This window comes from Chryseobacterium phocaeense, assembly GCF_900169075.1.
Classification (GTDB): domain Bacteria; phylum Bacteroidota; class Bacteroidia; order Flavobacteriales; family Weeksellaceae; genus Chryseobacterium; species Chryseobacterium phocaeense.
Window position 1 is genome coordinate 2,446,799 of the sequence record NZ_LT827015.1, and the last position, 26,578, is coordinate 2,473,376.

19 protein-coding genes are annotated in these 26,578 nt (G+C 38.2%); 8 read left to right on the top strand and 11 right to left on the bottom strand.

Features of this window, described 5'->3' with window-relative positions:
• Positions 1 to 5 precede the first annotated feature (5 nt).
• Entirely contained in the window at positions 6 to 1,769 is a 1,764-nt protein-coding gene (locus B7E04_RS17815; RefSeq protein WP_080779912.1) for a flavin monoamine oxidase family protein, read from the top strand.
• 294 nt (positions 1,770 to 2,063) lie between these two features.
• Here B7E04_RS17815 and B7E04_RS17820 read toward each other — a convergent pair whose 3' ends face one another.
• The 4 genes from B7E04_RS17820 to B7E04_RS17835 form a co-directional block, all read right to left on the bottom strand.
• On the bottom strand, positions 2,064 to 4,937 hold the full coding sequence (locus B7E04_RS17820) for a glycosyl hydrolase (RefSeq protein WP_080779913.1): 2,874 nt from the start codon (positions 4,935 to 4,937) through the stop codon (positions 2,064 to 2,066).
• 409 nt (positions 4,938 to 5,346) lie between these two features.
• Positions 5,347 to 5,772, bottom strand: a complete 426-nt coding sequence (locus B7E04_RS17825) for a hypothetical protein (protein ID WP_080779914.1) — start codon at positions 5,770 to 5,772, stop codon at positions 5,347 to 5,349.
• A 26-nt stretch (positions 5,773 to 5,798) separates the two neighbouring features.
• A complete protein-coding gene (locus B7E04_RS17830) occupies positions 5,799 to 6,209 on the bottom strand; it encodes a lipocalin family protein (protein WP_080779915.1) in 411 nt (136 codons plus the stop codon).
• 73 nt (positions 6,210 to 6,282) lie between these two features.
• The gene (locus B7E04_RS17835; protein WP_080779916.1) at positions 6,283 to 6,618 is read right to left on the bottom strand and encodes a magnetosome magnetite crystal formation protein family; all 336 of its coding nucleotides are present in this window, start codon (positions 6,616 to 6,618) and stop codon (positions 6,283 to 6,285) included.
• 252 nt (positions 6,619 to 6,870) lie between these two features.
• Here B7E04_RS17835 and B7E04_RS17840 point away from each other — a divergent pair, with 252 nt between their 5' ends.
• Together B7E04_RS17840 and B7E04_RS17845 are read left to right on the top strand one after the other, a co-directional pair.
• On the top strand, positions 6,871 to 8,691 hold the full coding sequence (locus tag B7E04_RS17840) for a helix-turn-helix transcriptional regulator (protein ID WP_080779917.1): 1,821 nt from the start codon (positions 6,871 to 6,873) through the stop codon (positions 8,689 to 8,691).
• Positions 8,692 to 8,854: 163 nt separating this feature from the next.
• Positions 8,855 to 9,553 (top strand): DUF1826 domain-containing protein, encoded by a 699-nt coding sequence (locus B7E04_RS17845; RefSeq protein ID WP_080780737.1) that lies wholly within the window; start codon positions 8,855 to 8,857, stop codon positions 9,551 to 9,553.
• Between the two features lie 58 nt (positions 9,554 to 9,611).
• On the opposite strand, the gene B7E04_RS17850 is transcribed toward B7E04_RS17845, so the two are convergent.
• Positions 9,612 to 10,736, bottom strand: a complete 1,125-nt coding sequence (locus B7E04_RS17850; RefSeq protein WP_080779918.1) for an acyltransferase family protein — start codon at positions 10,734 to 10,736, stop codon at positions 9,612 to 9,614.
• 110 nt (positions 10,737 to 10,846) lie between these two features.
• Here B7E04_RS17850 and B7E04_RS17855 point away from each other — a divergent pair, with 110 nt between their 5' ends.
• The 3 genes from B7E04_RS17855 (at position 10,847) to B7E04_RS17865 (ending at position 14,399) form a co-directional block, all read left to right on the top strand.
• A complete protein-coding gene (locus B7E04_RS17855; protein ID WP_080779919.1) occupies positions 10,847 to 11,692 on the top strand; it encodes an AraC family transcriptional regulator in 846 nt (281 codons plus the stop codon).
• Positions 11,693 to 11,802: 110 nt separating this feature from the next.
• Positions 11,803 to 13,188 (top strand): S41 family peptidase, encoded by a 1,386-nt coding sequence (locus tag B7E04_RS17860; protein ID WP_080779920.1) that lies wholly within the window; start codon positions 11,803 to 11,805, stop codon positions 13,186 to 13,188.
• Positions 13,189 to 13,412: 224 nt separating this feature from the next.
• The gene (locus B7E04_RS17865; protein ID WP_165439467.1) at positions 13,413 to 14,399 is read left to right on the top strand and encodes a serine hydrolase domain-containing protein; all 987 of its coding nucleotides are present in this window, start codon (positions 13,413 to 13,415) and stop codon (positions 14,397 to 14,399) included.
• 185 nt (positions 14,400 to 14,584) lie between these two features.
• Here the strand turns inward: B7E04_RS17865 and B7E04_RS17870 are convergent, their stop codons facing one another.
• Complete coding sequence (locus tag B7E04_RS17870; RefSeq protein WP_080779922.1) at positions 14,585 to 15,565, bottom strand: terpene synthase family protein; 981 nt, start codon at positions 15,563 to 15,565, stop codon at positions 14,585 to 14,587.
• Positions 15,566 to 15,596: 31 nt separating this feature from the next.
• Positions 15,597 to 16,619, bottom strand: coding sequence for a terpene synthase family protein (locus tag B7E04_RS17875; RefSeq protein WP_080779923.1), 1,023 nt, complete (start codon positions 16,617 to 16,619; stop codon positions 15,597 to 15,599).
• Between the two features lie 399 nt (positions 16,620 to 17,018).
• On the opposite strand from B7E04_RS17875, the gene B7E04_RS17880 reads away from it, so the two are divergent.
• On the top strand, positions 17,019 to 17,762 hold the full coding sequence (locus tag B7E04_RS17880; RefSeq protein WP_080779924.1) for a DNA/RNA non-specific endonuclease: 744 nt from the start codon (positions 17,019 to 17,021) through the stop codon (positions 17,760 to 17,762).
• 624 nt (positions 17,763 to 18,386) lie between these two features.
• Here the strand turns inward: B7E04_RS17880 and B7E04_RS17885 are convergent.
• The 4 genes from B7E04_RS17885 to B7E04_RS17900 all read right to left on the bottom strand — a co-directional run bounded on the left by B7E04_RS17885 (position 18,387) and on the right by B7E04_RS17900 (position 24,268).
• Entirely contained in the window at positions 18,387 to 18,932 is a 546-nt protein-coding gene (locus B7E04_RS17885; protein WP_080779925.1) for a hypothetical protein, read from the bottom strand.
• Positions 18,933 to 18,942: 10 nt separating this feature from the next.
• Complete coding sequence (locus tag B7E04_RS17890) at positions 18,943 to 20,841, bottom strand: hypothetical protein (RefSeq protein WP_080779926.1); 1,899 nt, start codon at positions 20,839 to 20,841, stop codon at positions 18,943 to 18,945.
• A gap of 11 nt (positions 20,842 to 20,852) precedes the next feature.
• Complete coding sequence (locus tag B7E04_RS17895) at positions 20,853 to 22,721, bottom strand: hypothetical protein (protein ID WP_080779927.1); 1,869 nt, start codon at positions 22,719 to 22,721, stop codon at positions 20,853 to 20,855.
• 215 nt (positions 22,722 to 22,936) lie between these two features.
• Positions 22,937 to 24,268, bottom strand: coding sequence for a hypothetical protein (locus tag B7E04_RS17900; RefSeq protein ID WP_080779928.1), 1,332 nt, complete (start codon positions 24,266 to 24,268; stop codon positions 22,937 to 22,939).
• A 455-nt stretch (positions 24,269 to 24,723) separates the two neighbouring features.
• Between B7E04_RS17900 and B7E04_RS17905 the strand changes: the two genes are divergently transcribed.
• On the top strand, positions 24,724 to 26,481 hold the full coding sequence (locus B7E04_RS17905) for a tetratricopeptide repeat protein (protein ID WP_080779929.1): 1,758 nt from the start codon (positions 24,724 to 24,726) through the stop codon (positions 26,479 to 26,481).
• Positions 26,482 to 26,578: the final 97 nt, after the last annotated feature.

Genomic DNA, 26,578 nt, shown 5'->3' on the forward strand with positions numbered 1-26,578 from the left:
TAACCATGAATAAAAATACACCATTAAATCCGGGAAAACATCCTGATTTAAAAACGGAAGTAGCCATTATTGGCGCCGGAACATCCGGATTATACACTGCTTACCGTCTTGTGACCGATAAAAAATTTAAGGCTCATGAAGTTCAGATCTTCGATATGAATACCAAGCTTGGAGGAAGACTGGAATCCGTCGTGATGCCCGGGATGGATTTCTGGGGCGAGCTGGGCGGAATGCGCTACCTGACTTCGCAGAAGATTGTAACGACATTAATTGAAGGCTATCCTCTTTCGGAAGAAGATCCGGCGAAACGCATCCCGGTTCTTAAAGATAAGATGACCCCGGTTCCTTTTCCTATGGGTGATCCTTCAAAATTACTGATGTATCTGCGTAAAGAACGGTTCAAGCAGGATGACTGGGATGAAGCACAGAAAAAAGGAGAAAAACTGCCTACCCGATACTATCTGAATGATGATGACTTCGGATTCAGCTCGGATCAGCTTTTCAACAAGGTGATTTATGATGTTTTAATGGCAGATCCCTGGGTGGCTAAAAATTATGGAGACCGAATCATTAAAGGCTCTTCCGTATATGATTATACTTTTAAGTTGACCAGCAGAGACTGGGATGATATTAAACCTAAATTAGTTTATAATTTCCCGAATTCTCCTTATGACGGGCGTAAGGTAAATGATCTTGGTTTCTGGAACCTGCTGAAAGACCAGGTTTCTCAGGAAGGCTATGAGTTCCTGGCCAATGCGGGTGGATATTATTCCAATACCATTAACTGGAATTCAGCGGAGGCGTTTCCGTATATGGTGGGAGATTTTTCAGCGGGAACAATCTATAAAACCATTGAGGAAGGCTATGACAGCATTGCCTATGCCCTGGCCAATTCTTATATGGAGCATGAAGGTGCCTGTATCTGGTCCGAAAACAAACTGCTTACTTTTACAAAAGCACATCCTTTAATCAACACCCATAAGTACGAACTGACCTTTCTGAACCTGAAAACAAACACCCAGTGGAAAGTATATGCCAATACACTGGTGCTTGCTATGCCAAGAAAATCACTAGAGCTGCTGGATCAGAACAATTTCTTCTTTAATATCAATGAAAATTCGGTTCTGAATGATAATATCCGTTCTGTTATTATGGAGCCTGCCTTTAAAATACTGATGGGCTTTGAATATCCATGGTGGAAAGAACTGGGAATCAGTTCCGGACATTCCATCACCGACCTTCCTATGAGACAGTGCTATTATTTCGGGACAGACCCACATACTGATAATTCCATGCTGCTGGGAAGCTACGGTGATATGGAAACCGAAACGTTCTGGAAGGCCCTTTCCGATGACAAAGTTCTTTTTAAAGTAAAAGCAGCCAGATCCGCATCTTTGCAGGAACTTCATCAGCTGGACGATGTTCAGGCCACGAAACTGATGGTAGGAGAACTGATGAACCAGCTCCGGGAGCTGCACGGGCCGGATGTAACCATTCCTGAACCGTATGTAACGTATTTTAAAGACTGGACGGATGAGCCTTTTGGCGCTGGATACCACGCCTGGAAAGCCGGTTTCTCCGTTGAAAACGTCATGCCTTATATGAGAAAGCCTGTTAAGGATGAAAACATCCACATCTGCGGGGAAGCTTATTCTGATCAGCAGGGCTGGGTGGAAGGTGCATTCTGTGAAGCTGAAAAGATGCTTCAGGAATATTTCGGACTGCACCGTCCGATCTGGCTGGATCCTGAATATTATTTGGGGTGGTAGATTAAAATACCGTTCTGAAGTATATACTCCAATCTCAAATTTAAATGAGGTTGGAGTATTTTTTATATATCTTTTAAGAAATTTCTGTTTTATAATATGGTCAGGAAGATGGAAGGTTGAAGAGGGAAGTTATTGAAGCCTGAAACAGAACTTTAAAGCAATTTCATTCATTGTTAAAGCCAGCCTGATCAAATTTTATAACAGGTGTTTAATATGAGTACCTGATAGTAACTTCCAGCCTCCCTCTTCCAGCTTCCAGCTATTTCACTTTACATTTCTTATGCTTAACTCAGGCTAATAAACAGTCACCGGCCCCACCAATCCCATAGACTGCAGCGGCTGGTCTTTTCTTTTCTGATTGGTCCAGTACTGGGCAACCACATTATCTTTAAGGGTTTTCATATAATTTCCCATTACGGTAACGACTTTAATTTCAATCTCATTTGTTCCTTCGCGGATCAAGCCTGATACCGGATAAATTCTCCGGCCGAACCATTGGGTTCCGGCATCAACCGAGTTGATGCGAACCTCACAGATCCCGAAAACACTACCGAGATTTAAATAATTGGCCTTACGCTTATCTGTTACCTGAAATGTATTCCGGTAAACGACAGTCCCGGAAAAATGGGTATATCCGGGAAGTTCTTTAAGGTCTGCCAGTCTGTTGAGTGTTTCCTGTTTAACCGTTCCATCATAATGCCTGAATTCAACTTCCCATGGATCAGAAAGTTCTTTTACATCATTTCCTGATACAGGATTTTCTTTCCATAGTTCTCCTTTTTTATGACGGTCAAAAACAATAAGTTTTGAATCTGCCGGACCTAAACTGATTTTCAGCCTTCCCAGCATAGGCTCCAGTCTGAAGCGTTTACCCGTCACGGCATCCCACAGCCATGCATGCTTGTGTTTAATGATGTTGCTGTCAAAACTAATATCCAATACTGCACTGTGTTTGCTGCTGGAATTATTAAACAGGAACAATTCAGCTTCATAAGCCTGATAGCGTACCTGGGTAACGAACGTCTTTGGTTCCTGAATTTTTACATAGGGCTTGATCTGATACTTTTCCTGAATGGTTTTATACCAGCCCATAAAATCTGCCGCTGGTTTCTTCAGAAGAATAAACCGATCCGGAAAAGCCTGCATTTTTATGATCCACTCCTGTACTTCCAGATCTCTTTTCTGATAATCTTTCCAACCTGTGGAACGGTCCGGAATCGCTTCAATACAAAAGATCCGTCCGCCACTGTTTACAAATTCATATAGTTTAGCCGCCGTTGCTGTATCCAGGCTATGTACTTCTATCAGAAACAATGTATGATACTTTCTGTTTCCATAAGTAAGAAAACCTTTCTTTATCTCCGAATCCTGAATCACACGTTCAGATACATAATCGCAGGCATTTCCGTTCTGATGGACAGATTCCCAGATCAACATCTGGTAAGCCGGGGAAACAAGAGTTGGGAAAGGTTCGTTCTGTGCCCCATATTCCGACCACTGGTCTGCGAACGGGGCCAAAAGGGCAATATCTGCAAACATGGTGGCCTGCTGCAGTACAGCAGACAGCCTTGTCCTGTAGTCCGTATAATGTTTAAAATACGGCCACATGGTATTTTTCTCGTTAAGATATCCGCCATAAGTGATCCAGCCGGGAAAAGCAGCTTCCGGCGGGGAGTAATTGAATCCATGAAAAACAGGATGGGTAACTCCGGAAACGGTGCTCTGGTCTCCTGCAATTTTAAAAATTTCCAGGGTTTCATTAAACACCATATCGGTATTGGTCAGCTCCTCAGAACTGATCAGCTTTTTATCTTTTAAATGGGCAGCCGATGAAACCAGTTTATTGATCATGGTATTTCCCCGACCCAAATGCCATGGATACTGGGTAAATTTTTCCTCACTAATGTCTTCCCCGATTCCGTATTTCAGCCAGGTCTCACATTCGGGAATATCGATTTCAAAACTGCCTTCCAGCGGAAAATATCCACGCCCATAGGCTTGTGCCCTTGATTTTATTTTGTTATCCCTGCACCATTGTGTGAAAGTACGCACAAATCTTTCTTCAAACAACTCGGCCTTGGTGAGTTCAAAATCATACCGCATGCGGTCTGTCATTTTTTTGAATTCCTTCCCCATTTTTACCGGATACTGGATATTAATTCCGGTTGTATTTCCCATGCTCCCGATTTTAAACAAAACAAAAGGAAGATAGGGGTACAGATCATAGCCTCTCCTTTTTTCAAATTCACTCATCATATATCGGTTCCAGTTGGCTCCTTCCGTTTCAAGGCTGTCAATAAAGAAAGATCTGATGTTGGGTGCCAGCGGTCCGATTTTTTGCTGAATGGAATCGCTCATCCGGTTGAAATATTTTTTCACGGCAGCAGTATCGTAATGATTAAGCACTGGTCCCATTCCGCCCGGGGCACCCTGAATAACGTTCATAAAACGTTCTATTTTCACCAAACCGTATAGGGCAAAATCGCCTTTGGGTATATCAACTTTGATGATTCCGTTTTTAATCTGGCCTGAGAGACTGATGACCTCATCCATATGGTTGAGTGGCTCCGGTACGAGCTTCACTTCCAGCATTTCCATTGTTCTTCCGGTATAAGGATTGGTCACGGCAGGATCAGCTTCCTTATAAAGATCAAAAAGAGAGAATTCAGTTTTTAGCGGACCTTTTATTTTTTTCACGGCTATCACTACAATCTGGGAACATTCTTCCTTTTCCAGAAAATCACCGCCCATGGGAAATCCGGTCCCAACCAGTAAATCGCAGGTCATGTCCAGTGATCTAGCTTCTTCAAGGGTAAACCTCAGCAGTTCAATCCATTCATCACTTAACCAGTCTACGCTTCGTTTTCCCATATCGTCGGTACGCAAAGGAAATGATATGGGATTAATCTCCACACCGCCTATTCCTGCGTTTTTTAAAATCCTGAGTTCACGGGCGAGTTCTGCTTTTTCTATTTTATCGCCATTCCACCACCAGCGGACAAACGGCCGATACTGATTTTCCGGATTGGTAAAACTTTTAAAAAGAGATTGATAGGTCAATGAATTTTCTTCTTTTATCGCTGCCTGAATCCAGGACGGAAATACATTCATTAAAACTAAACCGGACGTGGCCGCTGAACATTGTTTTAAAAAGTCTCTTCTTTTCATAAATGGCTGATATGGTGATAGAAACAAATGTAATGGATTTGTTGTAATAATCCCGCATCAGTGAGGAAAATAATAGGCTGGAAACTTATATCCGGGATAGTGGCCTGAAGCTGGAAGAGCGAGGCTGGAAGTTGATGTTTCTGCCATAGAAATATCTGATAAAATTGTATCGGGCTGCTTTACCAACATTGATTTTTCATAGGCTTCCCTGAGATCCTTGTCTGGTTCGGGAATAAGCTCTGTCCGGTGATGTATATCTGTATTTGTGTTTTTATCACCGGTGCAGCCCGTTACAATTAAAAAACAATGTTATTGTTATGATCAATGCATGTTTCATTTTTTAAATTTCCAATCTGTCCTGTATTTTTACCGGTCAGGATATTAAAATTTATTTCATGGTTATCTTCTGCTAACGCGTTAAGATATAGGTTTGTTTGTATGTGGTATTTCCTTCTGTAGCGGTATTGCTGAAGGTAAATTTATTAGCCGTCAGCTCCAGGATGCTCTGCTCCCTTTCCCATAAAATCATGATGTTGTTGGCTTTCACTTCATAAGAGTGTTCTGCTTCTCCTTCAGCATTTGATTTTACTCTTCCATTGGCAAAGAATTCAAAATAAATATTCTGAGGATCATTATTGATAATTTCGGGAGGCTGGTTACCCACTCTTGTTTCTTCTATGAATTCCACTAAATTCCAGCGGCCCAGCATTTTTTGCTGCATTGCAGATATTGCGTTGTTTTCTTCCTCTTCGGGACTGGTTTTATCACAGCTGACCGTCCCAATTAAAACACTCAGCAATACCATAAACAGGGTTAATAATTTATTTGTTTTCATATCCGTTCATTTTTATAGGTTTTATATTACCTGCTCAAATTAAAGGTTTGTTTTCGGGTATTGGTAGGGTTTACTATTACCAATTCAAAGACCAGCTTCTGTGAAGTCAACTCTTTTATTGTACAGGCTTCACCTCCAATCCTCAGTACCGTTTCATTCTCGATGCTGTACGTTTCAGTCTGTGCTTCTTCATCGTCCTCAAAAGAATAGTATAAATTTCCATCCGTACGAAAATCAAAATAACTACCCTCCGCACCATATTCGGTATTGACCTGTGGAGGCTGTGATGGCTTGGTGGTTTCAGTTACCAATGAAATGAATTTCCATTTGCCCAGTATTCTTTCCTGTGCGGACGGTTCTGAAACCTCGTCTTTATCACAGCCCGTTAAAATAGCAACAGACAGGAGTGCAAATAGGATTAATAGGATTCTTTTCATGCTGTTAAAGTTTTAAATTAATATTCATCTGAACGCTCATGGAAATATGAATCATGGTTTTCACAAGCTCTTACTATTGGTGAAGAAAGCTGAATCTGTTCTCAAAAAAGCCGCCGATCACCGGCACGGGTTTCATCACCTGATTCAGTGCATTGATCAAACCTAAAACCATCAATATCAAAGGAATAAGTGATATCAATGAAAAAAGGACAGATAATGAAGGAACCACATTGACTAAAATGCCGGCAATGACAGAAACTATGATACTGAAAACCATCACGCCAAGGCTTTGTTCCAGATGGTACGTAACAAATGAATCTTTTTTCTGCTCATTCTTATAGGAGAAATACGCGATCAGCCAACCGATGATAGTTATGTATGATACAATGGCTAAGGTTTTATGGTTCATGAGATAAAAATTTGGTGTGTATGATTTCTATTACAAAGTTGCTGTCCAACGCACCAATTTTCCAACAAAATGACCTCTACAAAACATCTACAAAAGCCGAAAAACACTTTATAAAGTATATACAGGACAGGTTTAACCTGCAAACCGGCCAGATCATCCCGGGAAATATGCCCATCATTCAATGAACAAATTGTACTTTTGTTTTAATCAGCTTTATGAAATTCATATTTAATTTACATCCAATGCCACATTATGAAATATTATATAAAGTTCATCCTTATTGTACTCATTCTTTTTGCCGGACTTGATAAGGCCCGTTCACAATCTGTGATCGTAGATTCGTTGAAAAGCCTTCTTCGCAGCCCGGGGCTGAAACCGGAAAAAAAAGCAATGGCTCTTTCACATCTTGGCCGTCATCTCTACGAAACGGATATGCCGGCAGCATTAAAAGCAGCCAACGAGGCACTGAAATTAAGCCACCGGTTTTCTGACGGTCAGTACGGGGCTTTTGCTCTTGCCACCTTAACGTATCTGAACGTACAGCGGGACAGTCTTGTACTGGCTCAAAAAAATATTGACAGTGCTTTAATTTATACAGCTAAATCCACAAACAGGGTGGTTAACGGATATGTGTGGCTGCGAAAAGGATGGCTGGAATACAATGTTAATAATACGACCAAATCCACAGCCAGTTTATTTAGGGCACTTCAGCTGCTGGAGGGACAGAAAGCGTATGCTTACGAGAGCTTGGTGTATCATTATTTAGCAAGTATTTATGCAGATTTGAAGGATCCTGAAAACTTAAAGAAATACACCGTATTAAGCCAGAATCTGGCAAGGCGGTCCGGGGAGCCGGATATTATCTGTACGGCTTATCTTGCCACTGCGTCTTCATTTTTACAGAATTTCAGAAAAGACCCATCTCAGAAAAAACTGCTGGATTCTGCCATTTTCTATAACAAACAGGTGTTACAGCTTTCCCAGGCGCAGCCCAGAAGGATCGTTAACCATATCAATATAGCCGCTGCGGCTCTCAATATTGCTAATATTTATTGGGAATTTTTTCCAAAAGATTATAAGGAAAGTGCTAAAAAGTATATTGATCTTGCTTTGGACATTGCCCGGAAAATCAAGCATGAAGAAGTTATTGCCAACTGTTATGGAATTTTAAGTGAATATGCCATGGCTGAGGGAAATTATGCAGAAGCAGAAAGATTATTCCTGTCGGGTTTTGCCGAGGTAGAACACAGCGCAGGCAGCAGTATGGCAGTAAGAGCATCGATGATGAAAGGTTTGGCCACCGTAGCGGAAAAAAGTGGCAATCCTGTAAAAGCACTCGACTATTATAAACAGTACATGCATTACGAACGGGAAGCTTACGATGCCTCAAAGCTTTCTATAGCACAAAGGCTTGGGGTACAATATGAGGCAGAAAAAAAGGAAAAAGAGCTTGAATCCCTTCAGGAACGGGCAGCCTTTAACAGAAAGCTCAATTTTATCTCTGCAGGTCTGATTATTGCCGGTCTGCTTGCCCTGATATTTCTGTTCCGCTCTTATCATTTCCGGTTAAAATCCTCCATCCAGCAGCAAAAACTGCGAACGGAAGAAGCTGCCCGACTTAAAGCAGAGCAGGAATTGCTGCAGGAAAGACAGGAACGGCTGCAAAAAGAACTGCTTGCCGGTAATTTACAGGTGGAACAAAAGAATGAACTTTTACAAACCATGAGAGATAAGTTAGCCGCTCAGCCGGAAAGCGGGACGTTCAAAAATCAACTGGAGCGTATCCTGAAGGAAGACCAAAGGATGGATGAGGATTTTGAACACGCAAAAGCGAGTCTGACCAACATTCACCCGGAATTTTTCAACCGGCTTCAGGAACTGGCGAACAACAAGCTTACCCGGCTGGATCTCAAGCATTGTTCCTATATTTTAATGGGATACTCCAACAAAGAAATTGCAAGCCGCCTCGGGGTAGATCCGAAAAGTATCCTGATGGCGCGATACAGAATTAAGCAGAAGCTTAATCTGGACAAGGAAGCCAGTCTGGACCTGTTGATACAGAAGCTAAGCTAGCCGGAAGAGGAAGGCTGGAAGGTGCTCCGGGACATGTATTTTAATCATACCCATCCAATTTACTTACATGTCTAAAATATTTTGCAAAAAAAATTAATTTCAAATGGATCTCCACCCTGTTTCTTATTTTTGCACAGCATAAATGCCCAATATTTCTACACCTATGAACAATACATTTTCTGATCATCATCAAATCGGAGTGGTCTCTACTTTCTCTGAGCTTATCAATACCGATTTTCAGGGAGCTGTGAATGCCATTTGCTGGAACAGAAACCTGGATGGAGATTTTAAAGAAATTGTCACCCAGCTTCAATTAGAAGATAACATTACGGAAGTTTATCCTGAAGACTTATTATCTCTGCAATTGTCTGAGAAAGGACAGATCGCAAGGGAAATCATCCTGAATGACTGGCGGTTACTGACGGATTTCGGGGCACAGCCTTCCCTCAATCTACTTAAGAATTACGAACGGGATGAGGAGCTGGATTTTATTTCCACAGATGTTTATTCTTATCATGTAGACCGTTCGCCTGTTGGCACCAATACTTTTTTATGCACCTATTACGGCGCAGCGAGTGATATTCTACCCAATGACCAGGCCGTACAAAAAATCCTTATTCCCGAAATCCGCGAAAAGCTTAGAGAATTACACGACGGTCCGGAAGAAGAATTTGAAAACTTTTTACAGGAATACTATTTTGACCTGCATTATCAGCCAAAATCTGATGCCCAACCCATTAATTTAGGAACAGGTCATCTGTGGAGAATTGCTGTAGATCATCCGGATCAAAAGGTTTTACCGTGTGTTCACCGGGCTCCTGTGGAGAATGATGGAGAATACAGGTTGTTGCTGATTTGTTGAGTGCCCATTTAATGAATTATTCCTTTGGTCCGGAAACGTCTGTATAATCAGGTCTGGATTATTTTTTCGTAATCAGTTTATTGGTCAGCCATTTTCTCACCGGAATATCAAAATACTTCATTGTCACAAATGCCAACGCAATCGAAATAATTACAATTCCCGTCCCAATCATCCAGGAATCTTCCAAACTGTTCTTGCCGTTCACCACCCACGCATAAAAAACATAGACAACAGGGAAATGGGTAATATAAATAGGATAAGAAATATCTCCCAGGAACTTACATATCTTTCTGCCCTGCTCATTCTCCACTTTTCCCCCCGCTCCCATCCATATGATTAAAGGGAAAACGATCATCAGTGCAAAACATTCATACAATGCATTTTGCCAATGGGCTTCATTTCCTCCCAGTCTTGGAAAAGCTAAAAGTATAACCAAAAGAATACTGGTCGTAAGGAATGCATTTTTCGTCAAGCGTAATTTAGAAACTTTAGCCAGAACAATTCCCGCGAGGAAAGGAAATGCCAGTCTTGTAAAACCTATTTTAAGCTGGACTGGATCATCAATAGACCATCCGCCGATTATATCACCGTTAGGATTGGTAAAAGCCAGATGGATGGTAAATCCTGCGGCAATTATCATCAATATAATCAGGACATTTTTTGAGAGTTTTCTTAAAACCAAAGCGTACGCAATATTGGCAATATATTCGAAAAAAAGGGACCAGGCCGGGCCGTTCAGCGGATGCATTTCACCCCAGCCGCGGATATCGAGCGCTTTCCCGACAGGAAAAACAGTCATTCCGATAATCATTACCAGCATAAGTTTCCAAAATGGAGTTTCTGCAATTCTACCCCAGCCCAGATCCGGTGAATGCTGAAAATAAAACAAAACCGCACCTATGATGGAACCGACAATAATCATAGGCTGAAGCCTGACGAGCCTTCTGATGAAAAAATCTTTCAGGGTCATTGTATCCCAACGGTTGTCATACGCATAACTGATAACGAAGCCGGAAAGCATAAAGAAAAAATCAACCGCCAGATAACCATGGTTGATCATTTGCTTCGTGTGGTCCCCGTTTGAGAAGATCTCGAGAACGTGGAAGAAAACAACCATAATAGCAGCAACGCCACGCAGGCCATCAAGTATCTCATAATGAGGTTTTGTGTGAGAAAGCTCCATAATATTTTAAAATTGGTCAAAAATAAAGACAATTGAATTTCCGGAATTGTCTGATATTTTTTTATTATTGTCTAATATTCTGACAATAGAAATAATTTCTAATTATTAAGATGGAAAATTTAAAATATTATCCAAGCAGTCCTAAGGAAACCTTTAGTTTTGACCACGTTCACATTCCGTTAGTGAGCCAGGTCCCGATGCACCAGCAGGAAACCTGGGAACTGACTTATATTATCACGGGTTCAGGCATCCGGATTATTGGGGATGCAGTTGAAAATTTTTCTGAAGGTGAGGTCATTCTGATTCCTCCCGATACTCCTCATTGCTGGTCTTTTGATAAAAATGATCATGATGATGAAGGTAAAATCGAACATCTGTGTCTTTTCTTTAAGCATGAATTTCTGCATGATCTGAAAGGACTAATCCCCGAACTTACTGATACCATTTCAGCAATTGAAGAAAACCATAATGCTTTGTCATTCATTGGAGAAACCAGGAAAAACCTCCAGGAACTGATGGGAAAAATGAATTTGCAGAATACGGTCGAACGTCTTTCCGGCTTCATGCTGATTCTTGATCAGATTTCTTCTGCTCCATCTGCACATATCGTTGGCAACAGGATTTCCGAAAGAAAAAACGAAAAGACACTGCATGAGATTTATATGTTCATTCTCAATAATTTTCACCGCCCCATAGAACTTGATGAGGCTGCAAGAGTTGCAGGCATGCCCAAATCAACTTTCTGCCTGTTCTTTAAAAGGATGACAGGAAAATCTTTTGTAACCTATCTTACCGATTTCAGAATAGAATCCTCGTGCCAGATGCTGCTGAAAACAAAACTGAGCGTGTCCGAGATCTGTGTAGCTTCCGGATTCAATGATATTCCTTATTATAACAGAATATTCCGGAGAATTAAAAACCAGACGCCTACGCAATACAGAAGCGCCAATATTTAGCATTATGAGGACTGACAAGATTAACAGTCTTTAAAGTATAATTTTTTATAATCCTGAAATCCATGTAACAGAACTGATTCTTAACTTGTTATGAAGATAAATAGCATGTTATGAAATTAACGGGAATAATTTTTATTCTACTTTGCAGTACTACACTGGCCTACGGACAGAAATTTTCAAAGGAAGATGTATATAATGACTTTAAAGATCTGTACCGGACCTTGCAGGAAACGCATTATAACCTGTATGCATACAGGAGCAAGCCTCAATATGACAGCTTATATAATGCGCTAAATCAAAGTGTTAAAGCTGATTCCCTGAGCCTGATGGAAACGGTATCTCTTTATCAGCATCTGGTTAGTTTTGCGAATACGGGACACTGTGAAATTGATTTTCCTGCCGGACCTTATATTGAATATCTGAAATCCGGAGGCACTGTCTTTCCGCTGGAGCTTTCTTTTGAAAATAATAAGACTTTTATCCGCAAAAATTTTTCCTCTCTTCAGCATTCTATTATTGGTGAGGAACTGATAAGTATTGACGATGCCCCAATCAGCAGTATTGAAAAAGATCTATTTCCATTAATTTCTGTTGAACGGACCTATTTTAAAAGAGCAAAGATAGAATTCTGGTCATTTCCAAGAATCTATTTTCAACAGTATGGAAAAAAAGACCATTGGCAGCTAAAAATAAAAGATAAAAAAGGTCACATTAAGAGCTTAAAGGTCCATGCCATACCAGCCATTGAATATGAAGAAAAAAGAGGCGGTGAGATTGTCAACCCCAAAAGGTCTGTTGTATTCTATAAAAACACCGCTTATCTAAATCCGGGAATGCTGAACAGCTCCGAACCTGAAGGATTTGAAACATACCGAAAGTATATAGACAGCGCATTTGAAAAAATTAAAAACCACCGGTCTCAAAGCCTTATTATCGACCTGAGAAATAATCCGGGTGGCGATGATGCATACAGTGATTACCTCATCTCCTATTTTGCAAAAAAACCTTTCAGATGGTATTCAAAATTTTCGGTCAAGACCAGCAAAGTACTTAAAGAGCATATCCGAAAACAGACAGACACCACGGATAGTTTTTCCCAACAACTGCTCACTAACAGGGATGATCATATCATTCCCATTGATTTTCCACTAAGTCAACCTGTAAATGCGGATAAAATCTTTAAGGGTCATGTCTATGTGTTGGTAAACAGGCAGACCTATTCAATGGCCGCAGTAAGTGCTGCACTTATCCAGGATTATCAATTCGGTACCATAGCAGGTGAAGAAACGGGCGATACCCCTACTTTGTATGCTTCTCAGTTCTCTTTTCACCTTCCCCTTACCGGGATAATGGTCAAAGTTCCGAAAGGATATATCATCAGGCCCAATGGTGATGAAGCTTTACAAGGAGTTATTCCCGATATCATCATCCGGGATCATTTACTGGATGAAAATGATGAAATCCTTAAGGGATTATTGATCAGAATCAACAAATAATGTTCTATAATTTATTGATCTTAATGAAATTACACCTATATTTATAAAAATAATTCTTAGATACAAAGACAGAACAAGAGAAACAGTAACTATTATCAGGACCCCATAATTCTGCAATCATGAAACTTAAAGTCTTTTTTATATTCTTTTTTTGTATACTTATTTTTTCAAATAACCATGCACAGCTAAAGTCTTTAAACAGCCAGCAAATCAGTAAAGAATCCATGGACAAATTTCTCCGGCAGCAGATGGATTCTTTAAAGTTGCCGGGACTTTCAATTGCTTTTATTAATGAGGGTAAAATTGTATACACCAATGAATTTGGATTTTCTGATATCGAAACGCAGACAAAGGTAAAACCCAATACCCTCTTCGAAGCAGCTTCAATGAGTAAAACGGTCTTTGCTTACTTTGTATTAAAACTGGTTGACAAGGGGTTACTGGACCTGGATACCCCTTTATTTCAATATTTAAAAAATAATGACCTGGCCTATGATGACAGATATAAACTGATCACGGCAAGAATGGTGCTTTCCCATACGACAGGTATGCCCAATTGGAGAGAGTGGGACCCGGCGGATCCTGAATTACATATTAAAAAAGGAGATCTTTATCTGAAATTTATGCCCGGGACAGCGTTTTCCTATTCAGGGGAAGCCTATCAGTACCTGATGAATGTGGTTGCCCATCTTATGAATAAAACCCCACAGGAGCTTGATCAGGTTTTTTACAACGAAGTCTGTAAACCGCTTAAAATGAAGCACGCTTACTACTGGTGGAATGATTATATCAAAAAACACAGAGCAGCAGGTTACAAACAAAAAGACGGTGTAAATGAAAAACAACCGGTAAAAAAATTTGAAGAATTCGGTGCGGCAGGAACCCTGAGAATCAATGCGGTGGATTATGCCAGATTTATGATCGGATTAATGAATGAAGAAGGACTTTCAAAAAAAAGCGCTCACGAAATGTTCAAAGTGCAGTCAAAAGTCCCTGACTGGGACGATGCAGACTATTGGGGACTGGGGATAGGTATGAAAAGCACAGCTTACGGAATGCGTTATATGCACAGCGGAAATAACGGAGATTTCACGGCCTACTTTATCATGTACAAAGACAAAAAGTCCGGCTTTGTTTTTCTTACGAATTGTAACCGTGCCGGTGATCTGTTCGAAAAACTGGAACCTTATTTTTCTAACGGAACCTTATAAGGCTGTCATATACCTAAATGTACCCGCTAAATTATAAAGATGGTTTTATCAGACATTTGTTTAATTTATCTGTAACCCTCTGGTACATTTAAGTATATAACAGCAAATTTTTATGGTTTGATCATTTGATGCCGGAGATTATGAAGCACAAATATCCTATGCCGTTGCTGCCGGCGAATCCTTATTTAAAGTGAAATTCCATATTCAGGTTTCGGAAATTCCCCGGGAGTTTTATACCGGGTGGAAATTCCTTTGTGATACCATGCTCCCAAACCTGAAATCATCAGGGCAACATTATGAACAAAACGTTCTACATTTTTTTGCTCCGGGCCAAAATCAGGGAGGCTGTTCTGTAATTCCACGAATTCCTTTACATATTCATCATGAATACGCATCGCTTCTGCAATCGCTTCTTCCAGTGAAACTTTGTACTGGTGTCTTATGATCAGAATGATATTTAAAAATTCGGTATCTACGGCCAGCTCTTTTTCTATAGAACCAAAATCGTTCTGGATAGCAATGATCCTGCACATCAGCATTTTCAATCTCTTTATAACAGGATGCTCTGATATATAATCAGGAACCATATAATTGATCGATGGTTCTACAGGATCTCCATAAGGATACATGGCAATAGAATATTCACGGATAAGCAGATAGTTACTCAGTGTTGGAAACTCCTTTTTCAATTTGTAGGGTGTTTCCTCCATGATCCCGTAAGTTGTATAATTATAAAACGACTTTGCCCATCGTTGCAGCCAGTTTTCATTCACGTACGGTACAAATTCTTCACGGCTTAAGGCCACCTGCCTCATAAGACCAATGTCATCAGGTTTAGGCTGATCGCCCATCATGATATCCATAATCCGGTCTCTTACCTCTGTGAATTTATCAACTGGGCATAATTCATGATAGTCATCACATAAAGTAAGCCATACCATAAATCTTGCCAGGGGTCTCACCTGTTCCCGTGTATTGGCTGCAGGAAACATATAAGACGCCGCTTCTACCAGGCCATGTTTTTTATATTTTGTTCTGGTGGATTCGGACATGAATTGGTAGTCGGTGTCTAGCCAGCTGTTTTGTTCTTCGTAAAACAATTGCGAAAACGGGCCGATTTCATAAGGCCATGGGTACTGTAAAATGGGAACATCTTTTTGTTTCATGATTAAAATAGGTAATTTATAGGTGGTAGAATTATTTAAAACTGCTTTGGTTCAATTTCTCTTTCAGCGCATTGGAATCCGGAAACTCAGTGCTGTTATAACGATCCAGTCTGGTAGAAATGTTTTTCCAGCCGCTGAGTACCATGCTCATATAATGGATCCAGTTGACAACGGCATCCTGCCACGGCCCAAAGTCCGGAAGAGAGGATTGCAGTGATACAAATTCCTTTAAATCTTCATTGTGAAGGCGAAGATCTTCCAGACAGGCCGCATCAAGTGAAACCCCTTGTTCATTCTGAATGACCTTTACAATGTTGTAATAAATACTTCCTGTAGCCTCATCTTTTACCACAGACTGTACTTCATTAAAGAAGGTAACAAGGTGGCAGGCCAGTGCCTGAAGACGACGAATCACCGGGTGCTCATGAATCTCAGGAGGCAGGGTGATCCCCGTTTCTATTTCTGTAAGCTGCAGGAATGGGTACAGGCAGATGGAATCTTCCCTTAAGGCAATGCATTCTTTTACAGTCGGGTATATTTTATTTTCCTTATACCAGAGTTCCCTTTTCAGGCCATTAAAGTACCTGCTGATCATTTTTGTAAAACGGCCGATAGTTTCCTGTGGAATAAACTGAAGCAGTTCTTCCCTTAATGATTCGAGCATTGCCCCCAGCGGTATGCCTGACTCTGAGGCTTTTTTTTCGCCAAGAAGTATAGCTACGGATTGCTGATGGATAAAATCAATCTCATCCGAAGAACTTTCTTCGTAGAGGTCATCATTATAAAGGGTCCACAGCATCAGTCTGCAGACAGGCTTCAGACGTTCGGAAGGAGCTGTCGGAAACCACTGGGACGCAATGTGAGCTGTTTTGGTTTTCTTATACTTCTTTCTGATGTCCGGATTCTGTTCATAGAGCCATAGATATTCTCCGTCGATCCATTGCTGGTCTGTAATTTCCTGCAGCTGTTCTGCATTGGGATTCTTTAATGTGGGAAAAGGATACCTGAACTCTTTCCGCAAAAGTTCCAGGATATTAAAATTTTCAGGTTTCATGGTTTTAGTTTGATTTGGTTAAGACTAATATATAAAATAATGTTGCATAAACATCAATTTATTTAATCATAATCAATTATATCAATAAATAATAACAAATAAAGCCTGAAAATTAAAATAATTCACAAAACACATGTGGTAAATTCCGAAATTCTAACGCTATAAATGATTGCAACTGCTTTTTTATGGGTTACATCTACAAACTTAACAGGATTAAGAAAAATATAAAAGATGTTACCGTGAAAATATAGAGAAAGATTAAAGATTAGAAGGTGAGTTCATTTTAATATATTTTTATTTCTAAGCTATTTATTAATGATGGTTTAAATTCATATTAACACAGCATTTGCAGAAAAAAAATGTTAAATTTACTTTTAATAACCTTAAATTCAATTAATTATGGACAATCCTTTTAGTATGCAGCCTGAGCTCCGATATGGTGCTCCGGTTTGTGATGAAATCTTAACGGGCAGATATTTTACCATTGGCTACTCCTGGTATTTTAGGCAGGCCAAATGGACATTAGAAATTATAAACAGAAATAATTATCTTGTTGGAACCGTGTTGGAACCAGTTGAAAGGCTTGATAATTTCAGAGCTGACATCAGAATACCAAAAAGATTCAGAGCGGGTTTGGATGAATATGCCGGTAGTGGTTATGACAGAGGACATCTTGTATCAAGTGCCAATCAGATAAACCGTCCTATCCAAAACAGTGAAACATTTTTATTATCAAATATGTCACCTCAGAAAAAAGAATTAAATCGGTTTATGTGGAAAACATTGGAAGAAAAGGTCAGGGTACTTAATGCTAAACCGGAAATTTTTGAAACTTATGTTCTATCATCACCGGTATTTTATTTTAACAGGCCTATTGAAACAATTGGAGAGCCTGATGATTTAGGAATTGATATTCCAATTCCCCACGCTTTTGTCAAGAGTGTACTTGCAGAAGATAATAAAGGTAGACTTTCACTTTGGACATTTTTAATGGAAAACACAAAACTGGAGGGTAAGATAGAAGATTATCTGGTAAAAACATATAATGCAGAACAATTAGTTGGTGGTAGATTCTGGGATCGCATCAGTGGAACGGATATGCATGATCAAAAGAGGACAATAACTCCAATCTGGGATTATTAACATATCAAAATCTGTTAATTTTAACCTCACTCAATGTATTCAAACTTTATTTGTAAAAGTTATCCATTAAAATTAACCAAATGAATTACATAAGTCTCTACTCTTCTTATTACCAAAGTTAATAAAAGCAGTAGAGACTTATACTAATTTGCATTTAAGATTCCCTTTGAAAAAAAAACGAATGTTCTAAATCGTAAAATTATGTTCTGGAAGAGCTCTCTTTGATTATTTTTTCAATTAAGAAATTAGATGTCAAACCCAATAAAGAAAGTACGGCATTTTAAATTTCGAAGACGATAAAATATTCAATCTCTGATTAAAAATGATGTAACCTAAAATAAATGATGTTTTACAAAGAATTAATGAAAGCATTAAATCAAAAATTATTTAATTCTTCCATTTGCTGACAAAGCCTCATACGATAATCATCATCGCGAAATTTAATAAAATCATACAGCCCATCAAGCCCCTGATGCTTTTAATAATATTCTCCTGTATCAATGTTGCGACAAGATGCTTTTTCTCCCTTTTAACTTTGTCACTACATTTAGTACATACAAAAATCACTAACAATAGAATAATCTATCTCATACTTAAATTATATTTTAGAAAAATTACTGTGTCTTATAACTCATTCTTTTGAATAAAACTCCACTGCGTTCCATTGAAAATACACAAGAGCTCTTTGACTGTATCAAAAGCAATCATTCCTGGCGCAGGCTTTATAATATTTAAATGCGGGCTTGCCAACTTGGGTAAAACCATGGCTTTATTAGCGCTTTCCAATACCAATATTCCTTTTACATTTGTTGGATTTCCTATTATCACTTTAGCATCAGGTTTTTCTGGATATAATGGGTTATTCTGTAAACTATTGTCTATACCATTATTTGTTCCTGCTTCGTTACTATAGTCTACCCACTGATTATTTACAAAAGCTTTTATTTTTCGTTCTACGTTATTAAAGATAATAGTTCCATTTACAGGATTTGGTACATCTCCATTCGTCCATGGAAGTATTAATCCTTTGTTTGCGTTATTAGAAAATTCTAAAAGAACAGATGGCGTCGAAATACTAGCATTGGTAGATGATGCTCCGTTAATAACAACTTGAGATTTTACATCTAAAAATGAAGAGTTTAATATAATTACAATAAATATTTTTTTCATAAGAGAAAATTTAATCAGGACAAGAAAAATTTTGATAGCATCTCCAGCCCGTTGAGGTGTAGATAGAAAGACAGTTATCATTTAGTTCATAAATAATCATTCCGACTACTGGATCCGTTATGCTTGATTTTGTGGTTCTGGAAAGTACAAGACCTTTTGTAGAAGATTCCAAGGCTAAATATCCTCCGTTCCTTAACATCGGCCAATTTCCATTGTTTATACCTGCTCGGTTAAATGCGGTAATTCCTACGTTAGTTGATAGTACTGTTCCTGTATTTACAGCATTTTTATAACATACATTATCGGTAATCTTGTAAGTTGAAGTTACTACAGCACCTTGACAAGTGCTAGCATCGGCAGGCTGAAGATCTCCCGTACCTGGATCTACAAGAGTAAACGTAAGAGTTTCGCTGCCTTCAGCAAATAAATCCTGTTCAACTTGTATAATAGATGCTAAACTTATGGCGGTAGTAGGTGTACCATCATAATTGCCCGCAGGCACCGTAATGGAAAATGGTCCGGTAGCAGGAGTTGTAGTGTAATCGGAGCCCCTGGTTGCGGTACCTCCCAAAGTAATCTGTACAGTTCTTGGAACAGCCAAAGTACCATTAATCAGCAATTTAGGTAAATTTGCAGTTGGAACATTTTCATTTCCTGTAGGATTTAGCCTATCAAATGTCATAATCGCACTCAAACCTGAAATTTTGACATCATCAACAAAATTTCCTGCACTTATATTACTGCCTGATGCACTACTCACTGCCCTAAAACCAAACGTAATCATCTTAGAAACTCCAGAATTATTTTTCCATCGCCCGTGATATCTTGTCCATCCTGTAGTTGCAGTAGGATCTTTATTAACTGTTACATTGGAAGCTGCCCCACCGGGATTTATTAGAACACCTGTATGTGTTCCGGATTGAGCATTATTATCTTTGAACTCCGCAACATCAATTTCGTCTATCACAAGTCGCATTACATCTGTTCCATTTCGCCCGCGATGTGCAAAAGACCAGTTAAAAGTTTCGTTCGGTAAGATACAAATTGGCGTCTGCTCTAATTTTGAATTGATAAATGAATTTAATTCAGCATAGTATGTACCCTGATAAGCTGGTACATTCATATAACCTAAACTAATAAAATCGATAGATCCTCCTTTACCATCAGCTAGACGGTTGGCATTGGGAGATATTCCTGCGATTGCATCTGTAGTACTCCATCCGGGAACAATACCCTCGGGTACTGGCTCCCAAGTGCTAGAAGTGGTACCCTGCTCAAAATTACCGTTAATAAAAGTTCTTACAGGAATTACTCCTGAAGTAACCTCTAATTCGGTAAATTCTAGATTACTATCTTGTAGGTTAAGAATAAGGATATACCTGGCACGGTGAATTCCTATATTTAAACTATAAATGCCATTATTGAAGACAGGTCCTAAATTTTGACCAGCAGTACTGGGAACAGCTGAAGAAGGTGTAGGACGCCCAAAAAACTGGTCTGAATCACTGTTTGCAGTGTAAATAAATCTATTATACAGAGAGATTGAAGCAGAACTATTTATATAATCTGTTGGTATATAACCCATATTAGGATAATTACTGGCGAATGTAATAATCATAAACCTTCTGGATTTTGTATTATCCGGGACTACAGAACCAAGTTTTATATTCTGAATAAAATAATCCGCTCCCAAATCTACCATAAACCATTCCGCATTGGGTGGAACCTGTGAAGACCCTGTCCGTGCCACTGTAGTGAAATTTCCATCTGTCAGATTAGAATTTGGAAAAGAACTGTCATCCACAGACGATGAAGTAACAGTCTTTCCCAAAGCAAGATTAGCTTGCTGGGGCTTGTAATTATTAAAAACTAACACGAAAATTATGGAAATAATAAATGATTTTTTCATATGTCATTAATTTAATCAGGACAAGAAAAGTTTTTATAGCATCTCCAACCGGTTGAAGTATATATTGAAATACATCTGTCATTAGTTTCATAAATAATCATTCCTACTACAGGATTAGTGATGCTCGACTTTATGGTTCTTGTAATCACGAAACCTTTTGTAGAAGATTCTATAGCTATATATCCTCCATTTCTTATCATAGGCCAATTACTATCGGTTGCTCCAGCTCTGTTAAATGCAGTGATTCCAAAATTGGTTGGTAAAACAGTTCCGGTGTTTACAGGATTTTTATAACAGACGTTATCAGTAATTTTATAAGTAGAAGTCACCACAGCTCCCTGACATGTACTTGCATCAGCAAGCTTAAGATCTCCCGTACCGGGGTCGACAAGAGTCAAAGTGATTGTTTCACTACCTTCAGAAAATAAATCCTGATTAATTTGTATAATAGATGCTAAACTTACTGCTGTTGCGTTTGTTCCGTCATAATTACCGGCAGGTATCGTGACTGAAAAATTTCCGGTAGCTGGAGTAGTTGTATAATCGGAGCCCCTAGTTGCAGTTCCTCCCAGAATAATCTGTACAGTTCTTGGAACTGCTAACGAACCATTGATCAGCAATTTCGGTAAATTCGCAGTAGGAACATTCTCATTACCTGTAGTATTTTGCTTATCAAATGTCATTATAGCTCCTAAACCTGATATTTTAAGATCATCAATAAAGTTTCCAACACCTATACTACCTGTTGCTGTACTTATGGCTCTAAAACCAAACGTAATCATTTTAGAAACTCCAGAATTATTTTTCCATTGCCCGTGATACCTTGTCCATCCTGTAGTTGTAGTAGGATCTTTATTAACTATTACATTGGAAGCCGACCCTCCGGGATTTACTAGGATACCTGTATGTGTTCCGGATTGCGCATTATTATCTGTAAATTCCGCAACATCAATGTCGTCTATAACCAAACGCATTACATCTGTACCTAAACGACCACGATGCACAAAAGACCAGTTAAAGGTTTCGTTGGGCTGTATACAAATTGGCTGTTGTTCAAGTTTTCCATTCGTATATGCATTCAGTTCTGCAAATATGCTACCTTCAAAAGAAGAGACTCCATTGAATCCATTATCCCAAAGCTCAATGTAGCCTCCGTCTTTAATTGTATTTGAAATAGGATTTACTCCTTCAGTCGTACTCCAGCCAGAGACCAAATTTTCTGGAAGAGAATCTCCATTATTATCCTCAAATCCACCGTTGGAAAATACCCGTACTGGGATTACTCCTGAAGTTACCTGTAATTCTGTAAATTCTAAATTAGCATCTTGAAGATTCAGTACAAGAATATATCTTGCACGGTGAATTCCAACATGTATGTTGATCAAGCCCTGTGTAAAGGGCTGACCTAGATTAGTGCCAGGTGTACCGGGTATCGTTTCATTTGCTGAACCACCGAACAGATTTCCTCCACTTACTCTATTAGACGTATATATCAATCGATTGTATTGCGAACTGTTATTGCTGCTAGAATTATAGGTTTGAGGATTCATTCCTAAATTAGGATAAGCACTTGGAAAGGTCACAATCATAAATCTTCTGGATTTTGTATTATCAGGAACTACAGCTCCTAATGTAATATTCTGAATAAAATGGTCTGCGCCCAAATCCACCATAAACCATTCTGCATTGGGTGGAACCTGTGAAGACCCTGTTCTTGCCACCGTACTGAAATTTCCATCAGTTAAATTTGAATTAGGACTAGAACTATTATCTACCGATGATGAAGTAACCATTTTCCCCAAAGCAAGGTTTACCTGCTGGGATTTAAAGCCATTACATGTTAAAATAAAAACAAGGAAGGTAATAAATAATTTTTTCATCAATTGTTCTTTTTTAAAATACAAATTAAAATACCGAGCACTTAGTAGCAGTGTTCTCTCAAACAGCTCATCACTAGCACCTAAACTCGACCGATGGTATTTCTTTAGAATAGGACCATTAGCGCTTATTTAAAATTTAGAAGGATGACGATTTTCGACACATTTTCTCTCGGTTTGATGCGATATATATAAAATTATGTGATTTCTTTTACATTTTAGTTTCCAGTACCTAAAGATATAATTGCGAAAGTAGCTCCAGACCGGATAGTATAGTTTTCAGGTGGATTATTACAACCAAAGCAGTGAAGTGAACCAAAAGTAACAGCTGTATCTTTATTTAAAAATAGTACGATGGTTCCCCCTCTACTCTTAAAAAGATTAGCTCCAGCGTTTTTCGCGTCTGCAACACTATAGTAGCTGCCTCCCGCCAGTACATACCAATCAGAGTCATTAATTGATTTGTCTGATGAGATTGATGCATGTAAAGAAAACTGATAGTATCCGGTTTTAGGAATGGTATATGTATTGGTAGTAGTATTCCAGTTACCGTCGTTAGTGCCTATAGAAGAAAAATTATACTTAAAGAAAATTCCATTCCCCGTTGCTGAAGTCTGTACAGTAGTTCTCCCAGCTGCTAAAACTTTGGGAATAAACGGTGCACTAGCAACGTCAGTCCATTGAGGAGCTGTTCCAGGCCCCCTTGAAGTAAGCACCTGACCCGCAATTCCTGCAGTCCCAGCTAAAGTACCACTCCCCCCTACATTAAGCTCATTAGTTACCTGAAGCCCTCCATTAATATGCAATTTTCTCTGTGGAGTCATCGTTCCAACGCCGGTATCACCAGTTTGGGTTATTCGAAGTCTTGCATAATCACCAGTCATTAAATCTAATGGATGAGCACTCCCAGTACCAAACCAAGCAGCCTCAGTATTTCCGTTACTCGATCCTTTTCCCACATAAGATTGTAAATGTATATTACCATCAGTATGCTGAAAACCAAAAGATTTTGTTGGAGTAAAAATATCCAATGGAGTGGCGGGACTAACTGTTCCAACACCTATTCTGTTTTTTGCAGCATCCACTGAAAGAGTTGGACCATCCACTGAAAAGGCATTTGCTGATGTACCAGTAAATGCCAAAGTATTTCCTCCTTGAGTTATTGTACGATTTGAAGCAAGGCTACCATCATTAGTATATATATTATTCACTTGGGGAACATTATTTGGATTGTGCAATTTCACCCATACTGTTCCATTAAAATAATAATAACCTACTCCATCAACATTGGCGGTTTTTCCAGTTTGCGTTCCGTTAGCAACATTATTAATAAAAACCATGGTTGAAGTCTGTATGCCAGCCATATTCTGTGCACGTAGTCTGTCTACTCTAGGAATTAATAAACCATCTGCATTAGTTGAGGATCCAGCTGCATTTTTGGCAGCAATATCTAAAGTAGCCATCGGAGTTGCATGATTAATACCAACCTGTCCTAAGTATGCAGTTGGAATTAGCATCAAACCAAATAATCGAATTTTCGTTTTTTTCATTTTTATGTTAATTTTTTTTATGTAAAAAGTACCTAATAAAAGCTACAATTATGGGAGTGTTTTTTGACCGATTCCGGCTTTTCAAATTTGAAGAAAACGCTTGATTAAGTTGGGTTTATGGTAAATTATACAAGTTGCACAAACAACTTTTTTTTGTTCTTCAAATTATTTAGCAAAAGAATAAACAATAAGTCGTTGTACAAATTAAAATCATTAATTATATGTCAACAAAGCTGCAACTATTGGTTAACTAAATAAAATTTCATAAAAAAAATTGTTAACATAAAACAATGTAAAATATTGATTTGCAATAGTTTCAAAAAATAAATTGTTAGTTATATAATTTAAGAGGGAAATTTATTGTAATTGTAATTAAATTGCATTAAAGTTCTAAAATTCCTTTCCAGAGGAAGAATCGACAAACATATTTATTTTATCAACTCAAAAGATTTAATGTGGTAAAAATTATTCAATCTTTGTTAGTATTACTCATCTTTAGCTCCTGTGGTCGCACAACAGAAGAAGGTAATTCTTATCTCAAAGACATCAACGATGAGATTAGCAAATTACATGAAAGTATTCAGTATGTTGATGTTATCTATAGGAGAGAATCAAATAAATACAAACAAAGTAATGATGACTTATATCTAATCGGTAGTAAGTATATTCAGTTCTTTAATAACTACCACAATCATAAAGCTGAAAAGCTTAAACAGATCCCTCTTGCGTACGAATTACTAAAACTCAACAATGGTAGATATGAGTATATATCTATTATCTGTAATTTTCATTTAGCATTACTCGTTGAATACACGTCGCCACAACAATCTATGCAATTCATCAATGAAGCTATAAAAATTGACGAAGAAGAAGGTAGAAATTTTTTTTTACCACACACCTATCATATGAAAGGTAGATTATTATACGACAAGCAAGATTATCATGGCGCGATAAGTTATTTTCAGAAAGCTCTTGAAAATTTGGATAAATCAGACATTCTTTACAGGGCCTCTATGCATAATAATTTTGGAATGTGTTACGACAAAATTAATAAAACTGAAATTGCCATAGTGGAGGCAAGAAAAGCAGTGAAACTTCTAGAAAAGAAATCTAAGCTAAACTCTCAAGAAAGGTATTATACATTTCGTTTTAAAGGTCAGCTTGGATACTACTTATACAAAGTAAAGAACTACAATGCCGCAGAAAAATTGTTAATAGAAGAATTAGAATTCCATACACAGCATCCAGAATATGTCCGTGATGTAATACCGCCTGCCAAACGTTTAATTGATTTATATTCTATTACGCGGCAACATGATAAAATTAAAAATATAATTACAGTCTTAATTAATATAGAAGCCGATTTAGCTGACACCTCACAAAAAATTCAAGCAAACGAGATAATCAAAAACTATTATGCCTACAATAACAATTTAGAAAAGCTTAAGTTAGTTTCACAAAAACTGGATCTTTTGCATAGAAAATTAGAAAAAGAAAGATTTAATAATTTTAACAAAGTGAGCAGCACACTTAATTCTTATATGATACAAAGTATTGATAAGAAATACTCCGAACAGATTGGAACTTATCAAAGAAAAATAAAACAACTGATAAGCGGTTTGATAATTTCTGCAGTTGTTATACTTATCATTATAAAAAGCGTAAAAAGCAAAAACAAGAGAGAAAGTATAATTGTAGAAAACGAAAGAAAAATATTTCAACAAAATCAAAAGATCTATGAACAAGATCTATTATTTCATAAACAAAAAATAGAAAATCTTGTTCTCAATCTTAACTTAAAAATGGAGATGGAAAAGTTTTTTTTGGATAACCTGAAGGAGCTAAAAAATTTGAGAATGGGTAATAGAGATTCAGAGAAAGTAATTAAGGAACTTTACCAAAAATTAAATAACTTAATGCAAATAAATAAAAAGAATTACCCAATTATTGATGACAGTTCTGAAGAACATAAAGAATTTATGAAAAATCTTAGCCAAAAATTCCCGCAACTCACTCAGCAGGAACTCAAATTCTGTGCTTATATTAAACTAAATCTGTCTGCTAAAGAGATTTCATTGTTGGAAAATATTACTGAAGGAAGTGTAAGAGTTTATAAAACTAGAATAAAAGTAAAACTCGGCCTGCAAAAAGCAGAAAATCTAAATAACTACATGACCGAGATGAGCTGGTCAATTATTCATGAAAACAGATAAAATGTTATACTTATGTTTGAGATTTGCAGACAGGAGCGTAACATCAACTTTTATAGGATCAAAAAATTAAAAATCTCTTTCTAGTTCGAGCCTATCT

Excerpts from the sequence above, each read along its gene's own strand:
- B7E04_RS17870 (WP_080779922.1), bottom strand. The coding sequence starts at position 15,565 with ATGAAACAAAAAGATGTTCCCATTTTACAGTACCCATGGCCTTATGAA.
- B7E04_RS17880 (WP_080779924.1), top strand. The coding sequence starts at position 17,019 with ATGGACAATCCTTTTAGTATGCAGCCTGAGCTCCGATATGGTGCTCCG.
- B7E04_RS17855 (WP_080779919.1), top strand. The coding sequence starts at position 10,847 with ATGGAAAATTTAAAATATTATCCAAGCAGTCCTAAGGAAACCTTTAGT.
- B7E04_RS17850 (WP_080779918.1), bottom strand. The coding sequence starts at position 10,736 with ATGGAGCTTTCTCACACAAAACCTCATTATGAGATACTTGATGGCCTG.
- B7E04_RS17885 (WP_080779925.1), bottom strand. The coding sequence starts at position 18,932 with ATGAAAAAAATATTTATTGTAATTATATTAAACTCTTCATTTTTAGAT.
- B7E04_RS17825 (WP_080779914.1), bottom strand. The coding sequence starts at position 5,772 with ATGAAAACAAATAAATTATTAACCCTGTTTATGGTATTGCTGAGTGTT.
- B7E04_RS17865 (WP_165439467.1), top strand. The coding sequence starts at position 13,413 with ATGGACAAATTTCTCCGGCAGCAGATGGATTCTTTAAAGTTGCCGGGA.
- B7E04_RS17845 (WP_080780737.1), top strand. The coding sequence starts at position 8,855 with ATGAACAATACATTTTCTGATCATCATCAAATCGGAGTGGTCTCTACT.
- B7E04_RS17895 (WP_080779927.1), bottom strand. The coding sequence starts at position 22,721 with ATGAAAAAATTATTTATTACCTTCCTTGTTTTTATTTTAACATGTAAT.
- B7E04_RS17835 (WP_080779916.1), bottom strand. The coding sequence starts at position 6,618 with ATGAACCATAAAACCTTAGCCATTGTATCATACATAACTATCATCGGT.
- B7E04_RS17830 (WP_080779915.1), bottom strand. The coding sequence starts at position 6,209 with ATGAAAAGAATCCTATTAATCCTATTTGCACTCCTGTCTGTTGCTATT.
- B7E04_RS17860 (WP_080779920.1), top strand. The coding sequence starts at position 11,803 with ATGAAATTAACGGGAATAATTTTTATTCTACTTTGCAGTACTACACTG.
- B7E04_RS17875 (WP_080779923.1), bottom strand. The coding sequence starts at position 16,619 with ATGAAACCTGAAAATTTTAATATCCTGGAACTTTTGCGGAAAGAGTTC.
- B7E04_RS17900 (WP_080779928.1), bottom strand. The coding sequence starts at position 24,268 with ATGAAAAAAACGAAAATTCGATTATTTGGTTTGATGCTAATTCCAACT.
- B7E04_RS17890 (WP_080779926.1), bottom strand. The coding sequence starts at position 20,841 with ATGAAAAAATCATTTATTATTTCCATAATTTTCGTGTTAGTTTTTAAT.
- B7E04_RS17840 (WP_080779917.1), top strand. The coding sequence starts at position 6,871 with ATGAAATATTATATAAAGTTCATCCTTATTGTACTCATTCTTTTTGCC.
- B7E04_RS17815 (WP_080779912.1), top strand. The coding sequence starts at position 6 with ATGAATAAAAATACACCATTAAATCCGGGAAAACATCCTGATTTAAAA.
- B7E04_RS17820 (WP_080779913.1), bottom strand. The coding sequence starts at position 4,937 with ATGAAAAGAAGAGACTTTTTAAAACAATGTTCAGCGGCCACGTCCGGT.